At 66.7% G+C, this 17,858-nt stretch carries 16 protein-coding genes; 3 read left to right on the top strand and 13 right to left on the bottom strand.

Going from position 1 to position 17,858, the window contains the following annotated elements:
• Positions 1-190: 190 nt before the first annotated feature.
• Together pgsA and uvrC are read right to left on the bottom strand one after the other, a co-directional pair.
• Entirely contained in the window at positions 191-778 is a 588-nt protein-coding gene (gene pgsA, locus ACSHSS_RS15595) for a CDP-diacylglycerol--glycerol-3-phosphate 3-phosphatidyltransferase (RefSeq protein ID WP_006401249.1), read from the bottom strand.
• Positions 779-872: 94 nt separating this feature from the next.
• A complete protein-coding gene (gene uvrC, locus ACSHSS_RS15600) occupies positions 873-2,897 on the bottom strand; it encodes an excinuclease ABC subunit UvrC (protein ID WP_445545197.1) in 2,025 nt (674 codons plus the stop codon).
• 76 nt (positions 2,898-2,973) lie between these two features.
• On the opposite strand from uvrC, the gene earP reads away from it, so the two are divergent.
• The 3 genes from earP (at position 2,974) to ACSHSS_RS15615 (ending at position 6,519) form a co-directional block, all read left to right on the top strand.
• Positions 2,974-4,167: an elongation factor P maturation arginine rhamnosyltransferase EarP gene (gene earP, locus ACSHSS_RS15605; RefSeq protein ID WP_105841168.1), complete on the top strand. Its 1,194-nt coding sequence runs from the start codon at positions 2,974-2,976 to the stop codon at positions 4,165-4,167.
• Between the two features lie 128 nt (positions 4,168-4,295).
• Complete coding sequence (efp, locus tag ACSHSS_RS15610) at positions 4,296-4,853, top strand: elongation factor P (protein ID WP_006401252.1); 558 nt, start codon at positions 4,296-4,298, stop codon at positions 4,851-4,853.
• 280 nt (positions 4,854-5,133) lie between these two features.
• Positions 5,134-6,519: a sigma-54-dependent transcriptional regulator gene (locus ACSHSS_RS15615; RefSeq protein ID WP_006401253.1), complete on the top strand. Its 1,386-nt coding sequence runs from the start codon at positions 5,134-5,136 to the stop codon at positions 6,517-6,519.
• A 175-nt stretch (positions 6,520-6,694) separates the two neighbouring features.
• Here ACSHSS_RS15615 and nagZ read toward each other — a convergent pair whose 3' ends face one another.
• The 11 genes from nagZ to ACSHSS_RS15670 form a co-directional block, all read right to left on the bottom strand.
• A complete protein-coding gene (gene nagZ, locus ACSHSS_RS15620) occupies positions 6,695-7,720 on the bottom strand; it encodes a beta-N-acetylhexosaminidase (RefSeq protein WP_445545198.1) in 1,026 nt (341 codons plus the stop codon).
• 16 nt (positions 7,721-7,736) lie between these two features.
• On the bottom strand, positions 7,737-8,177 hold the full coding sequence (acpS, locus tag ACSHSS_RS15625; protein WP_006408143.1) for a holo-ACP synthase: 441 nt from the start codon (positions 8,175-8,177) through the stop codon (positions 7,737-7,739).
• A gap of 81 nt (positions 8,178-8,258) precedes the next feature.
• A complete protein-coding gene (gene pdxJ, locus ACSHSS_RS15630; RefSeq protein ID WP_006401257.1) occupies positions 8,259-9,035 on the bottom strand; it encodes a pyridoxine 5'-phosphate synthase in 777 nt (258 codons plus the stop codon).
• Complete coding sequence (recO, locus tag ACSHSS_RS15635) at positions 9,032-9,868, bottom strand: DNA repair protein RecO (RefSeq protein ID WP_006408141.1); 837 nt, start codon at positions 9,866-9,868, stop codon at positions 9,032-9,034. Before recO ends, pdxJ begins: the two co-directional genes overlap by 4 nt.
• The gene (era, locus tag ACSHSS_RS15640; protein ID WP_006401259.1) at positions 9,855-10,754 is read right to left on the bottom strand and encodes a GTPase Era; all 900 of its coding nucleotides are present in this window, start codon (positions 10,752-10,754) and stop codon (positions 9,855-9,857) included. The genes recO and era overlap by 14 nt, the downstream gene beginning before the upstream one ends.
• 60 nt (positions 10,755-10,814) lie before the next feature.
• Positions 10,815-12,035, bottom strand: coding sequence for a ribonuclease III (gene rnc, locus ACSHSS_RS15645; protein ID WP_039225371.1), 1,221 nt, complete (start codon positions 12,033-12,035; stop codon positions 10,815-10,817).
• A gap of 153 nt (positions 12,036-12,188) precedes the next feature.
• The gene (gene lepB, locus ACSHSS_RS15650; RefSeq protein WP_006401261.1) at positions 12,189-13,082 is read right to left on the bottom strand and encodes a signal peptidase I; all 894 of its coding nucleotides are present in this window, start codon (positions 13,080-13,082) and stop codon (positions 12,189-12,191) included.
• 16 nt (positions 13,083-13,098) lie between these two features.
• The gene (lepA, locus tag ACSHSS_RS15655) at positions 13,099-14,892 is read right to left on the bottom strand and encodes a translation elongation factor 4 (protein WP_006401262.1); all 1,794 of its coding nucleotides are present in this window, start codon (positions 14,890-14,892) and stop codon (positions 13,099-13,101) included.
• Between the two features lie 181 nt (positions 14,893-15,073).
• Entirely contained in the window at positions 15,074-15,310 is a 237-nt protein-coding gene (locus tag ACSHSS_RS15660) for a glutaredoxin family protein (RefSeq protein ID WP_059875501.1), read from the bottom strand.
• 6 nt (positions 15,311-15,316) lie between these two features.
• Positions 15,317-16,789 (bottom strand): DegQ family serine endoprotease, encoded by a 1,473-nt coding sequence (locus tag ACSHSS_RS15665; RefSeq protein ID WP_105853862.1) that lies wholly within the window; start codon positions 16,787-16,789, stop codon positions 15,317-15,319.
• 16 nt (positions 16,790-16,805) lie between these two features.
• The gene (locus ACSHSS_RS15670; RefSeq protein ID WP_035949791.1) at positions 16,806-17,858 is read right to left on the bottom strand and encodes a MucB/RseB C-terminal domain-containing protein; all 1,053 of its coding nucleotides are present in this window, start codon (positions 17,856-17,858) and stop codon (positions 16,806-16,808) included.

The following is a 17,858-nucleotide window of genomic DNA, read 5'->3' on the forward strand; positions in this document are numbered from 1 at the left end:
CGACCTCAACCTTGGCAAGGTTGCGCTCTACCAACTGAGCTACTCCCGCGTATTGCGTTATCGCTGCTCCGCCACCGTTACTTCGTCGTGCAGCGGAGAAGCGAGATTATGTCGAAGGCACATTCGTGTGTCAAGGGCTTTTCGCGCCCTTTTTCCAAAAACTTTCGCCGTCCGCCCCGCGCGACGCGCGTCACACGCCGCTGCGCTCGCGAATCTGCGGCCACGCGAGCTTCATGTAGTACAGCATCGACCAGATCGTCAGGATGGCCGCCAGATACATCAGCCACTCGCCCCACACGCGCGTGTCGATCGTCGCGACGCCGAGCGGCAGCGGCCCGTAGTACAGCAGCATCGGAATCGCGACCATCTGGCATGCGGTCTTGAACTTGCCGAGCTGGTTCACCGCGACGCTCTTCGACGCGCCGATCTGCGCCATCCATTCGCGCAACGCCGAAATCGCGATTTCGCGGCCGACGATCACGAGCGCGATCGCCGCATCGACGCGCGAGATCTGCACGAGGATCAGCAGCGCGGCCGTCACCATCAGCTTGTCCGCGACGGGATCGAGAAACGCGCCGAACGACGAGGTCTGGTTCCATTTGCGCGCGAGAAAGCCGTCGAACCAGTCGGTCAGCGCCGCCAGGATGAAGATCGCCGCGGCCGCGAGATTGCGATGCGCGCCGCCCATCACCGTGTCCGGCAGATAGAACACGCCGACGACGAGCGGAATCAGCACGATCCGCACCCACGTCAGGAAAATCGGAAAATTGAACGGCATGGCATCCGGGACAGTAAAGGATTCGCAATTGTGCCGTGTCGACCGGCCCGCTACAAGAACGCCGGCGCGGGCCGCGCGGCCCGCGGCCGCCGCGTCAGTGAAGCTGCTTGTAGATCTGCTCGGCGAGTGCGTGCGAAATGCCGTCGACGCTGGCGAGCTCCTCGACGCTCGCCGCGACGACGCCGCGCAACCCGCCGAAGCGCGCGAGCAGTCGCTGGCGACGCTTCGCGCCGACGCCTTCGAGCTCCTCGAGCCGCGACGTCTGCCGCGCCTTCGCGCGCTTCGCGCGCATCCCGGTGATCGCGAAACGGTGCGCCTCGTCGCGGATCTGCGCGACGAGCATCAGCGCGGCGCTCTCCTTGCCGAGCTCGAGCGGCGCGCGGCCGTCGGCGAACACGAGCGTCTCGAGACCGACCTTGCGCCCCTCGCCCTTCGCGACGCCGACCAGCATCGAGGTGTCGAGCCCCAGTTCCGTGAAGACCTGCCGCGCAATCTCGACCTGCCCCTTGCCGCCGTCGATCAGCACGATGTTCGGCAGCAGGCTCGACGCTTCGGCCTGACGCGTCGATTCGCCGTCGATGCCGGCCGCGTCGTCGGCAGCCGCCGCCTGCGCGGCCTGCTCGACCATCTTCTCGTAGCGGCGCGTGAGCACCTGACGCATCGCCGCGTAGTCGTCGCCGGGCGTGATGCCGGTGATGTTGTAACGGCGATACTCGCCCGACTGCATCTTGTGATGGTGATAGACGACGCACGACGCCTGCGTCGCCTCGCCCATCGTGTGGCTGATGTCGAAGCATTCGATGCGCAGCGTCGCGAGATCGTCGCATTCGAGGCCGAGCGTCTCGGCGAGCGCGCGCGTGCGCGCCTGCTGCGAGCCCTGCTCGGACAGCAGCCGCGCAAGCGCGATCTGCGCATTCTGCTCGGCCATCGACAACCACGCGCGCCGTTGCCCCTGCGGCTGCCGCACCAGCGACACCTTATGGCCGGCCTGCTCGGACAGCAGCTCGAGCAGGTCGCGGCTCGCCGGCGCGTGGCTGACGACGAGCACCGGCGGCACGCGATTGCCGAGGTAGTGCTGCGCGATGAACGCGTCGAGCACTTCGGCTTCGATCGACGCCGTCGTATCGCGCGCGCTGCCCGGCTCGCCGGCGGGCGCTTCCGCCGGGACGTCGGGCGCGTCGACCGCGTCGGCATCCGTATCGTCGCCGAGGCCGCCCTCCGCGAGCGTCAGCGCGCTTTCGACGTGCGTCGGGAAATACGCCTTGTCGCCGAGATGGCGGCCGCCGCGCACCATCGCGAGATTCACGCACACGCGCCCGCCCTGCGCGACCACCGCGAGGATGTCGACGTCGCTGTCGCTGCCGACCTCGATCGCCTGCTGATGCAGCACGGTCGCGAGCGAGCTCATCTGGTTGCGCACGGCCGCCGCCTGCTCGAACTTCAGCTCGGCCGCGAACGCATGCATCTTCTGCTCGAGCTCCTTCATCACTTCGGACTGCCGGCCGAGCAGGAAGCGCGCGGCATTCGACACATCGACGGCGTAGTCCTCGGCCGAAATCGCGCCGACGCACGGCGCGGTGCAACGCCCGATCTGATGCAGCAGGCACGGTCGCGTGCGGTTGTTGAAGACCGAATCCTCGCAGGTGCGCAGCTGGAACACGCGCTGCAGGATCTGAATGCTCTCGCGCACGGCCCACGCGCTCGGGAACGGCCCGAAATACTGGTTCTGCTTGTCGACCGCGCCGCGGTAGTACGCCATCCGCGGAAAGCGATGCGAGGTCAGCTTCAGATACGGATACGACTTGTCGTCGCGAAACAGGATGTTGTAGCGCGGCGCGAGCGCCTTGATCAGGTTGTTCTCGAGCAGCAGCGCCTCGGCTTCCGAACGTGTGACGGTCGTCTCGATGCGCGCGATGCGCGTGACCATCATCGCGATGCGCGGCGACAGCTGCGTCTTCGTGAAATAGCTCGACACGCGCTTTTTCAGGTCGCGGGCCTTGCCGACGTAAAGCACTGCACCGGCCGCGTCGTAATAGCGGTAGACGCCCGGCATATGCGGGAGCTGCGCGAGGATCTTCTTCGGTTCGAACTGAGTATCGGGGGCTTCTGCGGATGTCATGCGTGATCCGGGCGCCGTCGGGCGCGGAACGGGTCCATTAGAATCGCCAGTTTAGAGCATTCACCGATCCGCTTCGATGCCCGACACCGTCCCCGCCCACGTCGCCGCGCCGCCGCTCGCGCCGAACGAACCCGTCGCGTGCGATCTCTTCTGCGCCGTCATCGACAACTTCGGCGACATCGGCGTGTGCTGGCGTCTCGCGCGTCAGCTCGCCGACGAGCACGGCTGGCAGGTGCGCCTGCTCGTCGACGATCTGCACACGTTCGTGCGCCTCGTGCCGGCGGTCGATCCCGACGCCGTGCGACAGACGATCGACGGCATCGCGATCGAGCACTGGCACGCGCAGGTCGGCGACACGCTCGAGATCGCCGACGTCGTGATCGAAGCGTTCGCCTGCGAACTGCCGGCCGCGTACCTCGCGGCGATGGCACGCCGCACGCGCCGCCCCGTATGGATCAATCTCGAATACCTGAGCGCCGAGGACTGGGTCGCCGATTTCCATCTGCGGCCGTCGCCGCATCCGCGCTACCCGCTGCTGAAGACGTTCTTCTTTCCCGGTCTGTCGGCCGGCACCGGCGGCGTGCTGAAGGAGCGCGACCTCGACGCGCGGCGCATCGCGTTCCAAACCGACGCGGCCGCGCGCGACGCATGGTGGCGGCGCGCGACGGGCGGTGCGCCGCCCGCGCCCGACGCGACGGTCGTCAGCCTGTTCGCGTACGAGAACCCGGCCGTCGACGCGCTGCTCGCGCAATGGCGCGACGCGCCGTCGCCGGTCGTCGCGCTCGTGCCGGCCGGCCGCGTGTCGCCGGCGCTCGCCCGGTTTTTCGGGGTCGAGTCGTTCGGCGCCGGCGCGCAGGCCAGTCGCGGCAACCTGACCGCACACGGGCTCGCATTCGTCCCGCAGCCCGACTACGACGCGCTGCTGTGGAGCGCCGATCTCAATTTCGTGCGTGGCGAGGATTCGTTCGTCCGCGCGCAGTGGGCGCGCAAGCCGTTCGTATGGCACATCTACCCGCAGGCCGACGATGCGCATCTGCCGAAGCTCGATGCCGCGCTCGCGCATCTGTCGGCCGGCCTCGCCGACGCGCCGCGCGCCGCGCTCGCGCGCTTCTGGCATGCATGGAACGGGACCGGCACGCCGGACTGGGCCGATTTCTGGCAGCACCGCGCCGCGTTGCAGGCGAACGCCGAACGCTGGGCGGACGCGCTCGCGGCGGTCGGCGATCTCGCCGGAAAGCTGGCCGAATACGCAAAATCTCAGTTAAAATAAGCGGTTATCCGACGGCTGACCACGCAAGCGCTCGCTTTTGGCGCCCACGGAACCTTCCCGCTTGCGCTGTCAGCCGTTGTGCAACGCTCAGGCACCTATTTATTTGATTTGATCAGGACAGTTTTTTTATGAAGACCGCACAGGAACTCCGCGTAGGCAACGTCGTGCAGATCGGCAGCGACGCTTGGGTCATCTCGAAGACGGAATACAACAAGTCGGGCCGTAACGCCGCCGTCGTCAAGCTGAAGATGAAGAACCTGCTGACGAACGCAGGCCAGGAATCGGTCTACAAGGCCGACGACAAGTTCGACGTCGTCGTGCTCGACCGCAAGGAAGTGACGTACTCGTACTTCGCCGATCCGATGTACGTGTTCATGGACGCCGACTACAACCAGTACGAAGTCGAAGCCGAAATGATGGGCGACGCGCTGAACTACCTCGAAGACGGCATGGCGTGCGAAGTCGTGTTCTACAACGAGAAGGCGATCTCGGTCGAACTGCCGACGATCCTCGTTCGCGAGATCACGTACACGGAACCGGCCGTCAAGGGCGACACGTCGTCGGGCAAGGTGCTGAAGAACGCGAAGCTCGCGACGGGCTTCGAACTGCAGGTGCCGCTGTTCTGCAACACCGGCGACAAGATCGAAATCGACACGCGCACGCACGAGTACCGCAGCCGCGCGTAACCGCTCGCGATGCCGCATTGAACAAAGCGCCCTTCGGGGCGCTTTTTGTTTGTCCGTTCGCAACAGCGGCGTGCCGGACGCGGGCCGCGCGCCCGACGTAAACAGCACAGAATCCGCTATCAAAACTATTCAATTTGTATCATAGGTAACTGTTTTATAGCAAAACGGAAATAATGTCCGTGACGCGTGCAGCGGGGCATAAAATCGGCTTTTAATCTCATCTCGAAATGCGGCTGCGGATTGACGGCCCGCCTCTCTTGAACCGACTCTCGCGTCCACCATGCCACACGCCCTGATTGTCGAAGACGATCCCAACAGCCTGTCCGGCCTCACCGCGCTGCTCGCCGCGGACGGTTTCTCCGTCGACACGGCCACGTCGCTCGCCGAAGCGCGCACCGCGCTCGGCCGATCGATCCCCGACGTCGTCCTGGTCGATCTGAACCTGCCGGACGGCAGCGGGTTCGACCTGCTCCAGCACCTGCCGCAACAGCAACCGAACGGGTCCTTACCCGTGATCGTGCTGACCGGCAACGCGACGGTCGAAAGCGCGATCGAGGGTCTGCGTCACGGCATCTGGGACTATCTGCTCAAGCCGATCAACATCCCGCGTCTGCGCAGCCTGCTCGCGCGGATTCCGCGCCCGTACGAACTGATCGACGAAGTGCAGTCGCTGCGCACGTCGCTGCGTCAGCTCGGCCGCTTCGGTGCGCTGGTCGGGCGCAGCGAGGCGATGCAGCACGTGTACGACATGATCGAGCACAACGCGCGCACCGAAACGGCCGTGCTGTTCTCCGGCGAAGCGGGCACCGGCAAGAAGCTCGCCGCGCGCACGCTGCACGATCTGAGCCGCCGCCGCAAAGGGCCGTTCGTCTCGTTCGACTGCCGCACGCTCGCCCAGGCCGGCCGCCACGGCGCGTCGCTCGACAGCGTGCTGTTCGGCCACGAGCGCGGCGCGTTCGACGGCGCCGACCGGCGCGAGGTGGGCCTGTTCGAACAGGCGGGCGGCGGCACGCTGTTCCTCGACGAAATCACCGCGCTGCCGCTGGTGCTGCAGGAAGCGCTGCTGCACGCGCTCGACTCGCAGAACTTCATGCGGATCGGCGGCACGAGCACGATCGCGAGCGATTTCCGGCTGATCGCGGCGACGCGCCGCCCGGCACGCGAAGCGGTCGCGAACGGCACGCTGCGCGAGGATCTGTGGCTGCGTCTCGATGCGGCGTCGATCACGATGCCGCCGCTGCGCGAACGCGACGGCGACGCGCTCGCGATTGCCGACGCGCTGATTGACCAGCTGAACCGCGACGCGCATGCGACGGGCCGCGGCACGACCGACAAGCGCGCGGCACCCGGTTTCGTGCGCGAATGTCTGTCGTACGAATGGCCCGGCAACGTGCGCGAGCTGCAGGAGCGCGTGCGCTTCGCCTACGACGCGTCCGGCGATTTCATCGAAACGCTGCGCGCGGGCGAAGCGAGCTTTGCGGCCGGCGCCGCGCTGAACGGCAGCAGCGTGCAGATCAAGGTCGGCACGCCGCTGTCGGACGTCGAGGACTTGCTGATCCGCGCGACGCTCGATGCAGTCGGCGGCACGCGCCACCGCGCGGCGACGCTGCTCGGCATCAGCCCGAAGACGCTGTACAACAAGCTGCAGCGGATGAAGGTGAATTGAGTTTGACCGGCGTTCGTTTTCGGGCGCCGGCGGGGCTGGCCGTTAGTTGCAAACGCCCGATTCAGTCGCTCTCCTATGAAAGAGCGCTTTAAGCAAAAAGCCGCGCAAACGCGCGGCTTTTTGTTTGATGCGACCGGCGCGCGGCGGCGGCCCGCGCACCGCGCCCCTGCCCTTATCAGAGCGCGTCGGCCAGCAGCGCCTGCGCGCGCCGATACTCGGGCTGCTCGATCAGCTTGTCCCACTTGACCGCCTTGCCGCGTGCGCGCATCCGCTTGATGCGCCGTGCGGAATCGGCGTTGTGCTCGGCCTTCAGCTCGTTCAGCACGACTTCGGCCGCTTCCGGCTGATTGCACACGAGCACCATGTCGCAGCCGGCGGCGAGCGCCGCATCGGCGGCCTGCGTCAGCGTGCCGCCCTCGCGCGCGGCTTCCATCGACAGATCGTCGCTGAAGATCGCGCCGGTAAAGCCGAGCCGGCCGCGCAGGATGTCCTGCAGCCAGACGCGCGAGAAGCCGGCCGGGCGCGCGTCGACCTGCGTATAGATCACGTGCGCGGGAATCACGGCCGACAACGACAGGCCGAGCCAGTCGTACGGCGCGACGTCCTGCGCGAGGATCGTCTCGAGCGGACGGTCGTCGGTCGGCAACGCGACGTGCGAGTCCGCTTCCGCGAAGCCGTGACCGGGGAAATGCTTGCCGCAGTTCGCCATGCCGGCGAGCGCAAGCCCGTGATTGAGGCTCTTCGCGAGCAGCGTGACGACGCGCGGATCGCGATGGAACGCCCGATCGCCGATCACTTGCGACTGACCGTAGTCGAGGTCGAGCACCGGCGTAAAGCTCATGTCGATCCCGCACGCGCGCAGCTCGGCCGCGAGGATGTAGCCGACCGCGGTCGCCACTTTCGTCGCGAGCAGCACGTCGCGATCCCATAGCTCGCCGAGGCGGCGCATCGCCGGCAGCACCGTGAAGCCGTCGGTGCGGAAGCGCTGCACGCGCCCGCCTTCGTGATCGACCGCGATCAGGATATCGTCGCGCACTGCGCGGATCGCATCGGTCAGCGCGGTCAGTTGCGCGCGGTTCTGAAAGTGCCGCGCGAACAGGATCACGCCGCCGGTGTTCGGATGCGCGAGACGCCGCGCATCGTCGCGCGACAGGGCCGTGCCGACGACGTCAAGCATGACCGGGCCGGGAGTCGTTTTCATCGAATCGGGAAGTCCGTCAGGGAGTGGTTCGGGAAACAGCGGTGGGTGCGTCGGGCGCAGGCAGGCCGGTCTCGGCGATCACGAACGACACCGCGTAATCGCGCTCGTCGCTGACCGTCACGCGCGCGGTGATGCCGCGCGCCGCGAGCCAGTCGGCCAGTTCGCCCGATGCGACGACGTACGGCTCGCCGCTCGGTCGATTGAGCGTCTGCAACGCGCGCCAGGTCATCGGCCAATGCATGCCGAGCCCGATCGCCTTCGAGAAGGCTTCCTTCGCGGAAAAGCGCGTCGCGAGAAACGCGATGCCGCGCGCCTCCGAACGGGCGCGGCGCGCATGGAACACGCGCAGTTCGTCGGGGCCGAGCACCTTCTCCGCGAAGCGTCCGCCGGTCCGCTCGAGCACGGCCGCGACGCGGCTGACCTGCACGATGTCGGTGCCGATGCCGTAGATCGCCATGTCAGCTCCTTCGCCCCTGCGGCGCCGCGTGCGCGCTCGGCAGCCCGCGTGCGACGCGCGTGGTACGCAACGACCGCATCGTCAGCGCGCGCCGCCGTGCAGCGCGGCGACGCGAGCGGCGACCATGATCGCCTTCATCTCGCGCACTGCATTGTCCCAGCCCGCGAAGATTGCGTGCGCAACGATCGCATGGCCGATGTTCAATTCGACGATGCCGTCGATCGCGGCGATCTGCTGCACGTTCGTGTAATGCAAGCCGTGCCCCGCGTTCACCTTCAGGCCGAGCTGCGTGCCGGTCTGCACGCCGGCGACGATGCGCTCGTATTCGCGCTGCTGCTCCGCTTCGTCGTGCGCATCGGCGTAGCGGCCCGTATGCAGTTCGATCACCGGCGCGCCCGCTTCGTGCGCGGCGCGAATCTGCGTGTCGTCCGGATCGATGAACAGCGACACGCGCACGCCCGCATCGGCCAGTTGCTTGCACGCGGCGCGCACGGCCTCGAAACGGCCCGCGACGTCGAGCCCGCCTTCGGTCGTCAATTCCTCGCGCTTTTCGGGCACGAGACACGCATCGTGCGGACGCACGTCGCACGCGATGTCGAGCATCTCGGCCGTCACCGCGCATTCGAGATTCATGCGCGTCTTCAGCAGCGGACGCAGCTTGCGTACATCGGCATCGACGATGTGACGGCGATCCTCGCGCAGATGCAGCGTGATCGCGTCCGCGCCGGCTTCCTCCGCGGCGAGCGCCGCGCGGATCGGATCGGGATAGGTCGTGCCGCGCGCGTTGCGCAGCGTCGCGACGTGGTCGATGTTCACGCCGAGGTCGATGGCGGTGGGCGTCGTCAGGAAGAAGCTCATAGGTTTTGCAGGTCGATCAGGATCTGTCGCGTGGCGAGCGGCGTGCCGCCGAGATAAGTGTTCAGCAGGAAGCGCATCAGCGTCTTGCTTTGCGTCACCGTCTGGGGTCGATGGTAATCGTCCTGCTCCATGTCGAGCAACGTCTGTCCCGAAACCACCGGCCAGTGCGACGGGACGTCGTCGCCCGCGGGGCGCACGCCGCGTTCGGGATCGAACACGTAGCGCTGGTCGGGCTCGACGGCGCGACGCGCGACCGTCCGGTTCAGCGCCATCGCATAGCCGGTCTCGCGCAGCAGCACGCGCTCGAACGAACGCAGCACCTGCACGGCCGGCTCGCCGTGCGCGAGGCGCGTGAGCGTCAGCACATAGTGGTTGAACAGCGGCGGTTGCGGATCCTCGCGCGCGCAGAACTTGACGAGCAGTTCGTTCGCATAGAAGCCGCACAACAGCGCGTCGCCCGCGAGCGGCAGCATCCCGCCGACCCATTCGGCGCCCGTCAGCGTGCGGACCTCGGACTTGCCGGACCACGACAGCAGCAGCGGCTGAAACGTCTGCAGCACGCCGCGCAACGCGGAGTGCGGACGCTTCGCGCCCTTCGCGACGAGCGCGAGACGGCCGTGATCGCGCGTCAGCACGTCGACGATCAGGCTGGTTTCCCGATACGGATAGCTATGCAGCACGAACGCCGGCTGCTCGGCGACGCGGAACTCGGACGTGCGGGCGGTCGCGCGCCGCGTCTTGCGCGGCGGCGCCGGCGGTGCGGGCAGCGGCGCGTCGTTCGCGCCGGCCGTTACCGCATCTTCGGTCGACGCAGATGCGTCATTCGTACCCATAGGCGCGCAGCCCCGCCTCGTTGTCGGCCCAGCCGCTCTTCACCTTGACGAAGGTTTCGAGGTACACGGGGCCGTCGAACAGCTTTTCCATGTCCATCCGCGCCTCGGTGCTGATCTGCTTGAGCTTCGCGCCCTTCTTGCCGATCACCATCGCCTTGTGCGAGTCGCGCTCGACCAGAATCGTCGCGAAGATGCGCTTCAGGCGCCCTTCCTCCTCGAACTTGTCGATCACGACGGTGCTCGTGTAAGGCAGTTCGTCGCCGGTCCAGCGGAACACCTTCTCGCGCAGGATCTCGGCGGCGAGAAAGCGCGCGCTGCGATCGGTGAGGTCGTCCTCGCCGTAGATCGGCTCGCCTTCCGGCAGATACGGCTTGATCGTCTCGAGCAGACGCTGGATGTCCTCGGGATGCTTCGCCGACAGCGGCACGATTTCCGCGAACTCGCGCAGCGCGCTGACCTGCTGCATGAACGGATAAAGCGTGGTCTTGTCGTTTACGCGGTCGAGCTTGTTCGCGATCAGCAGCGTCGGCACGCCCGGCGGGATCAGGTCGAGCACCTTCTGATCGTCCGGGCCGAAGCGGCCGGCCTCGATCACGAACAGGATCGCGTCGACCGACGTCAGCGTCGACGTGACGGCGCGGTTCAGCGAACGATTCAGTGCCGTGCTGTGGCGGGTCTGGAAGCCCGGCGTATCGACGAAGATGTACTGCGCGTCTTCGGTCGTGTTGATGCCGGTGATCCGGTGGCGCGTCGTCTGCGCCTTGCGCGACGTAATACTGATCTTCTGGCCGACGAGCGCGTTCATCAGCGTCGACTTGCCGACGTTCGGACGGCCCACGATCGCGATCATGCCGCAGCGGAAACCAGTAGGAGCGGGAGCGTTCATATCGATTGGGAGACAGGTTCGGAACCGGCCGCGCGGTGCGCGGCGCGATCGATGGGCAATTCAGTGGTCGGCATCGGCGACGCGCGCCGGCGCGGCGGCCACGCTCGCGGCGCCGGCCGACGTATCGGGGCCGGCAGCGGCGACGTCGGACACGCGCGCCGCGGTGCGGGCATCGGCGGCCGCCGACTTGTCGGGGCGCGATGCCGTGTCGCCGGAAGCCGTCGAGGCGTCCGACGCGGCGCCGGCCGGCTTGTCCGCAGGCTTGTCGGCCGCACGCGATGCGCCGTCGGCGCGATCGGGCGCTTTTTCGGCCGCCGGCTTGTCCGCCGCGGATTTTGCGGCGCGCTCGCCCTTATCGGCCGCCGTTTCGACATGCGCCGCGCGAATCGCGGCAACGGGAGCGACGGCCGGCCGTTCGGCCGGCTCCGCGCCCGCTGCGGCAGCCGCCGCTGCAGCCTTCGCGTCGCGCGCGGCCGCGCGTTCCTTGCGCTCCGGCGAACGCAGATCGAGCGCTTCCTGCACGCCCTTCACGCCCGGCACGATCTCGGGTTCGGCCTGCTTGGCCGCGCGCGCGCTCTTCGAGCGCTTCGGCTTCGCCGCCAGCATCGGCGCGGCCGCCATCACCTCGTCGAGCGCCTTCTTCGCGGCGGCCTGCTCGGCCGCGCGGCGGCTCGCGCCGGAACCCGACACCTTCACGTCGAGCTTCGGCACCGTGCATTCCACTTCGAACTGCTGATTGTGCGCCGCACCATGCGTCGCGACGACGGTGTAGGTCGGCAGCGCGATCTTGTGGCCCTGCAGGTATTCCTGCAGCAGCGTCTTGGCGTCCTTGCCGAGCGTGCGCGGATCGATGTGGTCGAGGATCGGCACGTAAAGGCGCTTGATGACCCCTTGGGCGGCTTCGAAGCCGCCATCGAGGAACACGGCCCCGATGATGGCTTCGAATGCGTCCGCGAGGATCGACGGCCGGCGGAAGCCGCCGCTGCGCAGCTCGCCTTCGCCGAGCCGCAAGCCTTCCGAGATATTGAGGGCCTGAGCGATTTCGTACAGCGACTGCTGCTTGACGAGATTCGCGCGCACGCGCGACAGGTCCCCTTCGTCGAGCTTGCCGAAACGCTGGAACAAAAGGGCGGCCACCGCGCAATTCAGAACGGAATCGCCGAGAAACTCGAGCCGCTCGTTGTGCGTGGCACTGTGACTGCGATGGGTCAAAGCCTGGCGCAACAATTCCGCATTGCGAAATTCGTAGCGCAGCCGGCTTTCCAACTGGGATAGGGGCATGTGCAGGAGTATAACGCGGGCGCCGTTCGGGCCGAAACGGCGCGGCCGGACGCGAAAAGGCGTGACGAAGCGGTGTTACCGCCGGTTTTTAAAGTAGTTCGGCAATACGCGGCGCGGCCCGTGCGCCGCGTATTGCATGCGAGCCGAGCGCGATCAGTTGAAGGAACCGATGCGCTTGAGGTCGCTGAAGTTCATCCAGATGAAGAACGCGCGGCCGACGATGTTCTTGTCGGGCACGAAGCCCCAGTAGCGGCTGTCCGCGCTGTTGTCGCGGTTGTCGCCCATCATGAAGTAGTGGCCCGGCGGCACCTTGCAGATCACGCCGCGGCTGTTGTACGTGCAGTTGTCGCGATACGGATAGTCGTATGCGCCCATCACGAACGGCGGCACGGCCGGGTTGTTCAGGATCGCGTTCTTCTTGTTGCCGATCGTCTCCTCGAACTGCTTCGCGTAATTCTGCCGCTCGTCGTCGAAGTAATCGGGCAGCGGCGTTTCGGGCACCGGCTGGCCGTTGATCGTCAGCTGCTTGTCCTGATACGCGACCGTATCGCCCGGCAGACCGATCACGCGCTTGATGTAGTCGACCGATTCGTCCTTCGGGTAGCGGAACACGACGACGTCGCCGCGCGCGAGCGGGCTGCCCTGCGTGATCTTCGTGTTCGTGATCGGCATGCGCAGCCCGTACTCGAACTTGTTCACGAGGATGAAGTCGCCGACGAGCAGCGTCGGCACCATCGAGCCCGACGGAATCTTGAACGGCTCGACGATGAACGAACGCACGACGAACACCGCGAGGATCACCGGGAAAAAGCTCGCCGTGTATTCGAGCCACCACGGCTGGCGCAGCTTCTCGTCGCGCAGCTTCGAGCGCGTCTGCACCGCGTTTTCGTCCGCGAAACGCTTGTCGATCCGCGACTGCTGGCGGTCGAACTCTTCGACCGCCGCCTCGGCCGCCTTGCGGCGCCGCGGCAGGAACACCAGTTTGTCGAGCACCCACGCCACGCCCGTCACGATGACGAGCACAAAAAGAATCAGCGCAAAATTCATAAAAGGATCAGTCCTGTTATTTGTCTTCGACGCGCAAGATCGCGAGGAACGCCTCCTGCGGGATCTCGACCGAACCCACCTGCTTCATTCGTTTCTTGCCTTCTTTCTGCTTCTCGAGCAGTTTCTTCTTACGCGTGATGTCGCCGCCGTAGCACTTCGCGAGCACGTTCTTGCGCAACGCCTTGATGTTCTCGCGCGCGATGATGTGCGCGCCGATCGCGGCCTGGATCGCCACGTCGTACATCTGACGCGGGATGATCTCGCGCATCTTCGCGGCGACTTCGCGGCCGCGGTACTGCGACTGCGAACGGTGGACGATGATCGACAGCGCGTCGACCTTGTCGCCGTTGATCAGCATGTCGACCTTCACGACGTCCGACGAGCGGTATTCCTTGAACTCGTAGTCCATCGACGCATAGCCGCGCGACACCGACTTCAGACGATCGAAGAAGTCGAGCACGATCTCGGCCATCGGGATTTCGTACGTGAGCTGCACCTGGCGGCCGTGGTACTGCATGTTGATCTGCGAGCCGCGCTTCTGCTCGCACAGCGTGATCACGGAGCCGACGTAGTCCTGCGGCATGTACAGGTTCACGGTGACGATCGGCTCGCGGATCTCGGCGATGCGCGCGGGCTCGGGCATCTTCGCCGGGTTCTCGACCATGATCGTCGAGCCGTCGCTCTGCACGACCTCGTAGACGACCGTCGGTGCGGTCGTGATGAGGTCCATGTCGAATTCGCGCTCGAGCCGCTCCTGCACGATTTCCATGTGCAGCAGCCCGAGGAAGCCGCAGCGGAAACCGAAGCCGAGCGCCTGCGATACTTCCGGCTCGTACTGCAGCGATGCGTCGTTGAGCTTCAGCTTCTCGAGCGATTCGCGCAGCGCGTCGTACTGGTTCGCCTCGACCGGATAGAGGCCCGCGAACACCTGCGGCTTCACTTCCTTGAAGCCCGGCAGCGGCTCGGCCGCGGCCTTCGTCGCATGCGTGACCGTATCGCCGACCTTCGCGGCCGTCAGTTCCTTGATGCCGGCGATGATGAAGCCCACCTGCCCCGCCGACAGCGATTCCAGGTTGCGCGACTTCGGCGTGAACACGCCGATGTGCTCGACCGGATACTGCGCGCCGGTCGCCATCAGCTTGATCTTGTCCTTCGGACGCAGCGTGCCGTTCACGATGCGCACGAGCATCACGACGCCGACGTAGTTGTCGAACCACGAGTCGATGATCAGCGCCTGCAGCGGCGCGGCCGGATCGCCCTTCGGCGGCGGCACCTTCGCGATCAGCGCCTCGAGCACGTCCTCGACGCCGAGGCCCGTCTTCGCGCTGCAGCGCGTGGCGTCGGACGCGTCGATGCCGATCACGTCCTCGATCTCGGCGATCGCGTTCTCGGGGTTCGCGGCCGGCAGGTCGATCTTGTTCAGCACCGGCACGACCTCGACGCCGAGCTCGATCGCCGTGTAGCAGTTCGCGACCGTCTGCGCTTCGACGCCCTGGCTTGCATCGACGACGAGCAGCGCGCCCTCGCACGCGGACAGCGAACGGCTGACCTCGTACGAGAAATCGACGTGCCCCGGCGTATCGATCAGGTTCAGGTTGTAGACCTTGCCGTCGCGGGCGCGATACGACAATGCAGCCGTCTGCGCCTTGATCGTGATGCCGCGCTCGCGCTCGATGTCCATCGAGTCGAGCACCTGCGCTTCCATTTCACGGTCGGCGAGACCGCCGCAGACCTGGATGATGCGATCCGCGAGCGTCGACTTGCCATGGTCGATGTGCGCGATGATCGAGAAATTGCGAATATGATCCATTCAGTGCCGATCAAGCGAAAAAGGCGCGCTCGACGACCGCGGAGCACGCCTTGTAAGTCGGTGAAAAAACGGCCTATTTTAGCCGAAAAGCCCTTCGCCGGGCGGTAATTTGGGCTTGCCGGTAGGGCTTGCCCACCGGCCCCGGCGCCGCGCGGATGGCCCGCATGCGCCGAACGCCCCCTCAGCGTCGCGCCGCGAGCGCGTTGCGCACCTTCGCGTCGTCGAAGCGGTGCCGGCACACCTCCGCGCCGTCCAGCAGCAGCACCGGCACGTCCTCGTCGTAGCGCGCGACGAGCGCCGGATCGGCATCGATGTCGACATAGTCGACCGCCACGCCGAATTCGGCGGCGACCGGTGCCAGCGCGTCGCGCATGTCGTCGCAGAGATGGCACCAGCCGCGGCCGTAGAGCGTGAACATCGCGCGTTACTTCTGGCGCGGCCGCACCGGCACGAACTGCGTGTTGTCGCCGCGCCGCACGAGCACCGCGACGGCCTTCTGCGCGTCGAGCTGCGACGTCACTTCGGCGAACTGCTTCGCGCTCGTGATGTCGGTATCGCCGACGCGCAGCACGATGTCGCCGCGCTGCAGCCCGGCGCGCGCGGCCGGACCGTCGACGCCGTCCACCTGCACGCCGTTCTTCAGCTTCAGCGCCTTCAACTGATCGGCCGACAGGTCGCTGACCGTCAGGCCGAGCGCATTGCTCTGGCGCGGCTTCTGCGGCACGTTCTTGCGTGGATCGGCCTTCGCGGTCGTATCGGACGGCGTCTCCGCGATCGTGATCGGCAGATCGCGCGCCTGACCCTTGCGCCATACGGTGACGGTCGCCTTCGTGCCCGGCTTCGTGTCGCCGACCATGCGCGGCAGGTCCGATGCCGTATCGACGGCGCGGCCGTTGAACTTCAGGATGATGTCGCCCGGCTGGACGCCCGCCTTGTCGGCCGGGCCGCCCGGCTCGACGCTGCTGACGAGCGCGCCCTCCGCCTTCGGCAGTCCGATCGAGTCGGCCACGTCCTTCGTCACCTCGCCGATCGCGACCGCGATCCGGCCGCGCGTGACCTTGCCGGTCGCTTTCAGCTGATCGGCGACGCGCATCGCCTCGTCGATCGGGATCGCGAACGAAATGCCCATGAAGCCGCCGGTGCGGCTGTAGATCTGCGAGTTGATGCCGATCACCTCGCCCTGCATGTTGATCAGCGGGCCGCCCGAGTTGCCGGGGTTCACGGCGACGTCGGTCTGGATGAACGGCAGGTAATCGCCGGTGTTGCGGCTCTTCGAGCTGACGATGCCGGCCGTGACCGTGTTGTCGAGGCCGAACGGCGAGCCGATGGCGACGACCCACTCGCCGACGCGCACCTTGTTGGAATCGCCGATCGCGACGACCGGCAGATTCGACGCCTGGATCTTCACGACCGCGACGTCCGTGCGGTCGTCGACGCCGATCAGCTTCGCCTTGAATTCGCGCTTGTCGGTGAGCGTCACGTAGATCGTGTCCGCGTCGTCGACGACGTGCGCGTTCGTCATCACGTAGCCGTCGGCCGACACGATGAAGCCCGAGCCGACGCCGCGGTTCTGCTCGGTGTCGGGCGCGTTGTCGGGCGCCGGTGCGTTTTTGGGATTGCCGGGCGCCTGCGGCAGCGGAATGCCGAAGAAGCGCCGGAAGAATTCCGACATGTCGCCGTTGTCGAAACCGGGCGGCAGCCCGCCGCGCGGGCCGGACGGCACGTTCGCGGTGGTGCGGATGTTCACGACGGCCGGCCCGACCTTTTCGACCAGATCGGCGAAATCGGGCAGGCTGGCAGCGGGGACCGGCGCGGCGGCCGCGGTGTGCGGCACGAGCGGCAGGCAGGCGGACAGCGCCGCCGCCGCAAGCCATTTGCGCAGCGTGATTTTCATCATGTCGGAAGCCGTAGCGTTACTTGGAAGCCTTGTATTCTATGGCAGACGCGAACTGCTGCAACGTTGCCGGCGGCACTTCGCCGAGCACGGTGATCCAGTAGTCGCCGCGGCGCTTCACGAGCACGTGCGTCGCGCCGGTGCTGCCCGCGCCTTCCTTGCGCGTATTCTTTTCGGCCGGTTCGATGAAGACCGAGATCGTCGCAAGCCCGTCGGTGAACACGGCCTGATCGACCGCGATCGGCGGATCGCCCGCATCGCGCGCAGCCATCGGCCGGCGCACCTCGCGGATCTTCTGGAAGCCCGCGACGCCCGGTGCGATCTGCCAGCCCTGCGCCTCCATGTCGACCGTCGCCACCGGCGGACGGACGACCGTCCAGCCGCCGAGGTTACGCATGCCGGCCGCGATCGCAGCCTTGTCGCCGCCGGCCGCGCCCGTCTGCAGCTGCGAGAACGCGATCTGCTCGAGCACGCGATCGTTCGCGTCGAGCGTCTGCGAGCGCAGCAGCAGGCCCGTGCGCGCATCGACCCACAACTTGTAGGTAAAACGATAGGCGTCCTTCGGGACGAGTTCGACGACCTGCGCGTCGATGCCCGCGACGCGATCCTTGCCGAGCAGCTTCGCGTCGTAGACGGACATGACGTGCTCGCCGCTCGCGCCGAGCAGCGCGGGGAACGAATCGCGCGTTTGCCGGCGCTCGACCACGCAGAGCTTGCGCTCGGGCACGAAGGTATAGAGTTCGTCGTTATGGCGCAGCAGCTTGCGCGGCTTGCCGTCGAGCGTTTCGATCCGTTCGAACTCGCCGTCGCGCGACGCGATGTGCGCGATGCGCGACGACTGGACATAGCCGCCGCGCTGATAGACGAACGTGCCTTCGTAGGTCTGCTGCTGCGCCGCCTGCTGGATGCGGTCGAGCCATTCCGCGGCGGCCTTGCGGGTCGCGACGGGATCGTCCGGTTGCTGGGCGCTGGCAGGAAGGGATTGAACGGACAACAGCGCGGCTGCGCAAAGCAGGAGGGCCGGCAGCCGCTTCCATCCGGAGATGGCGTGATTCAACCGCAATGTCCGCAT

The sequence above is a fragment of the Burkholderia sp. BC1 genome, assembly GCF_052683555.1.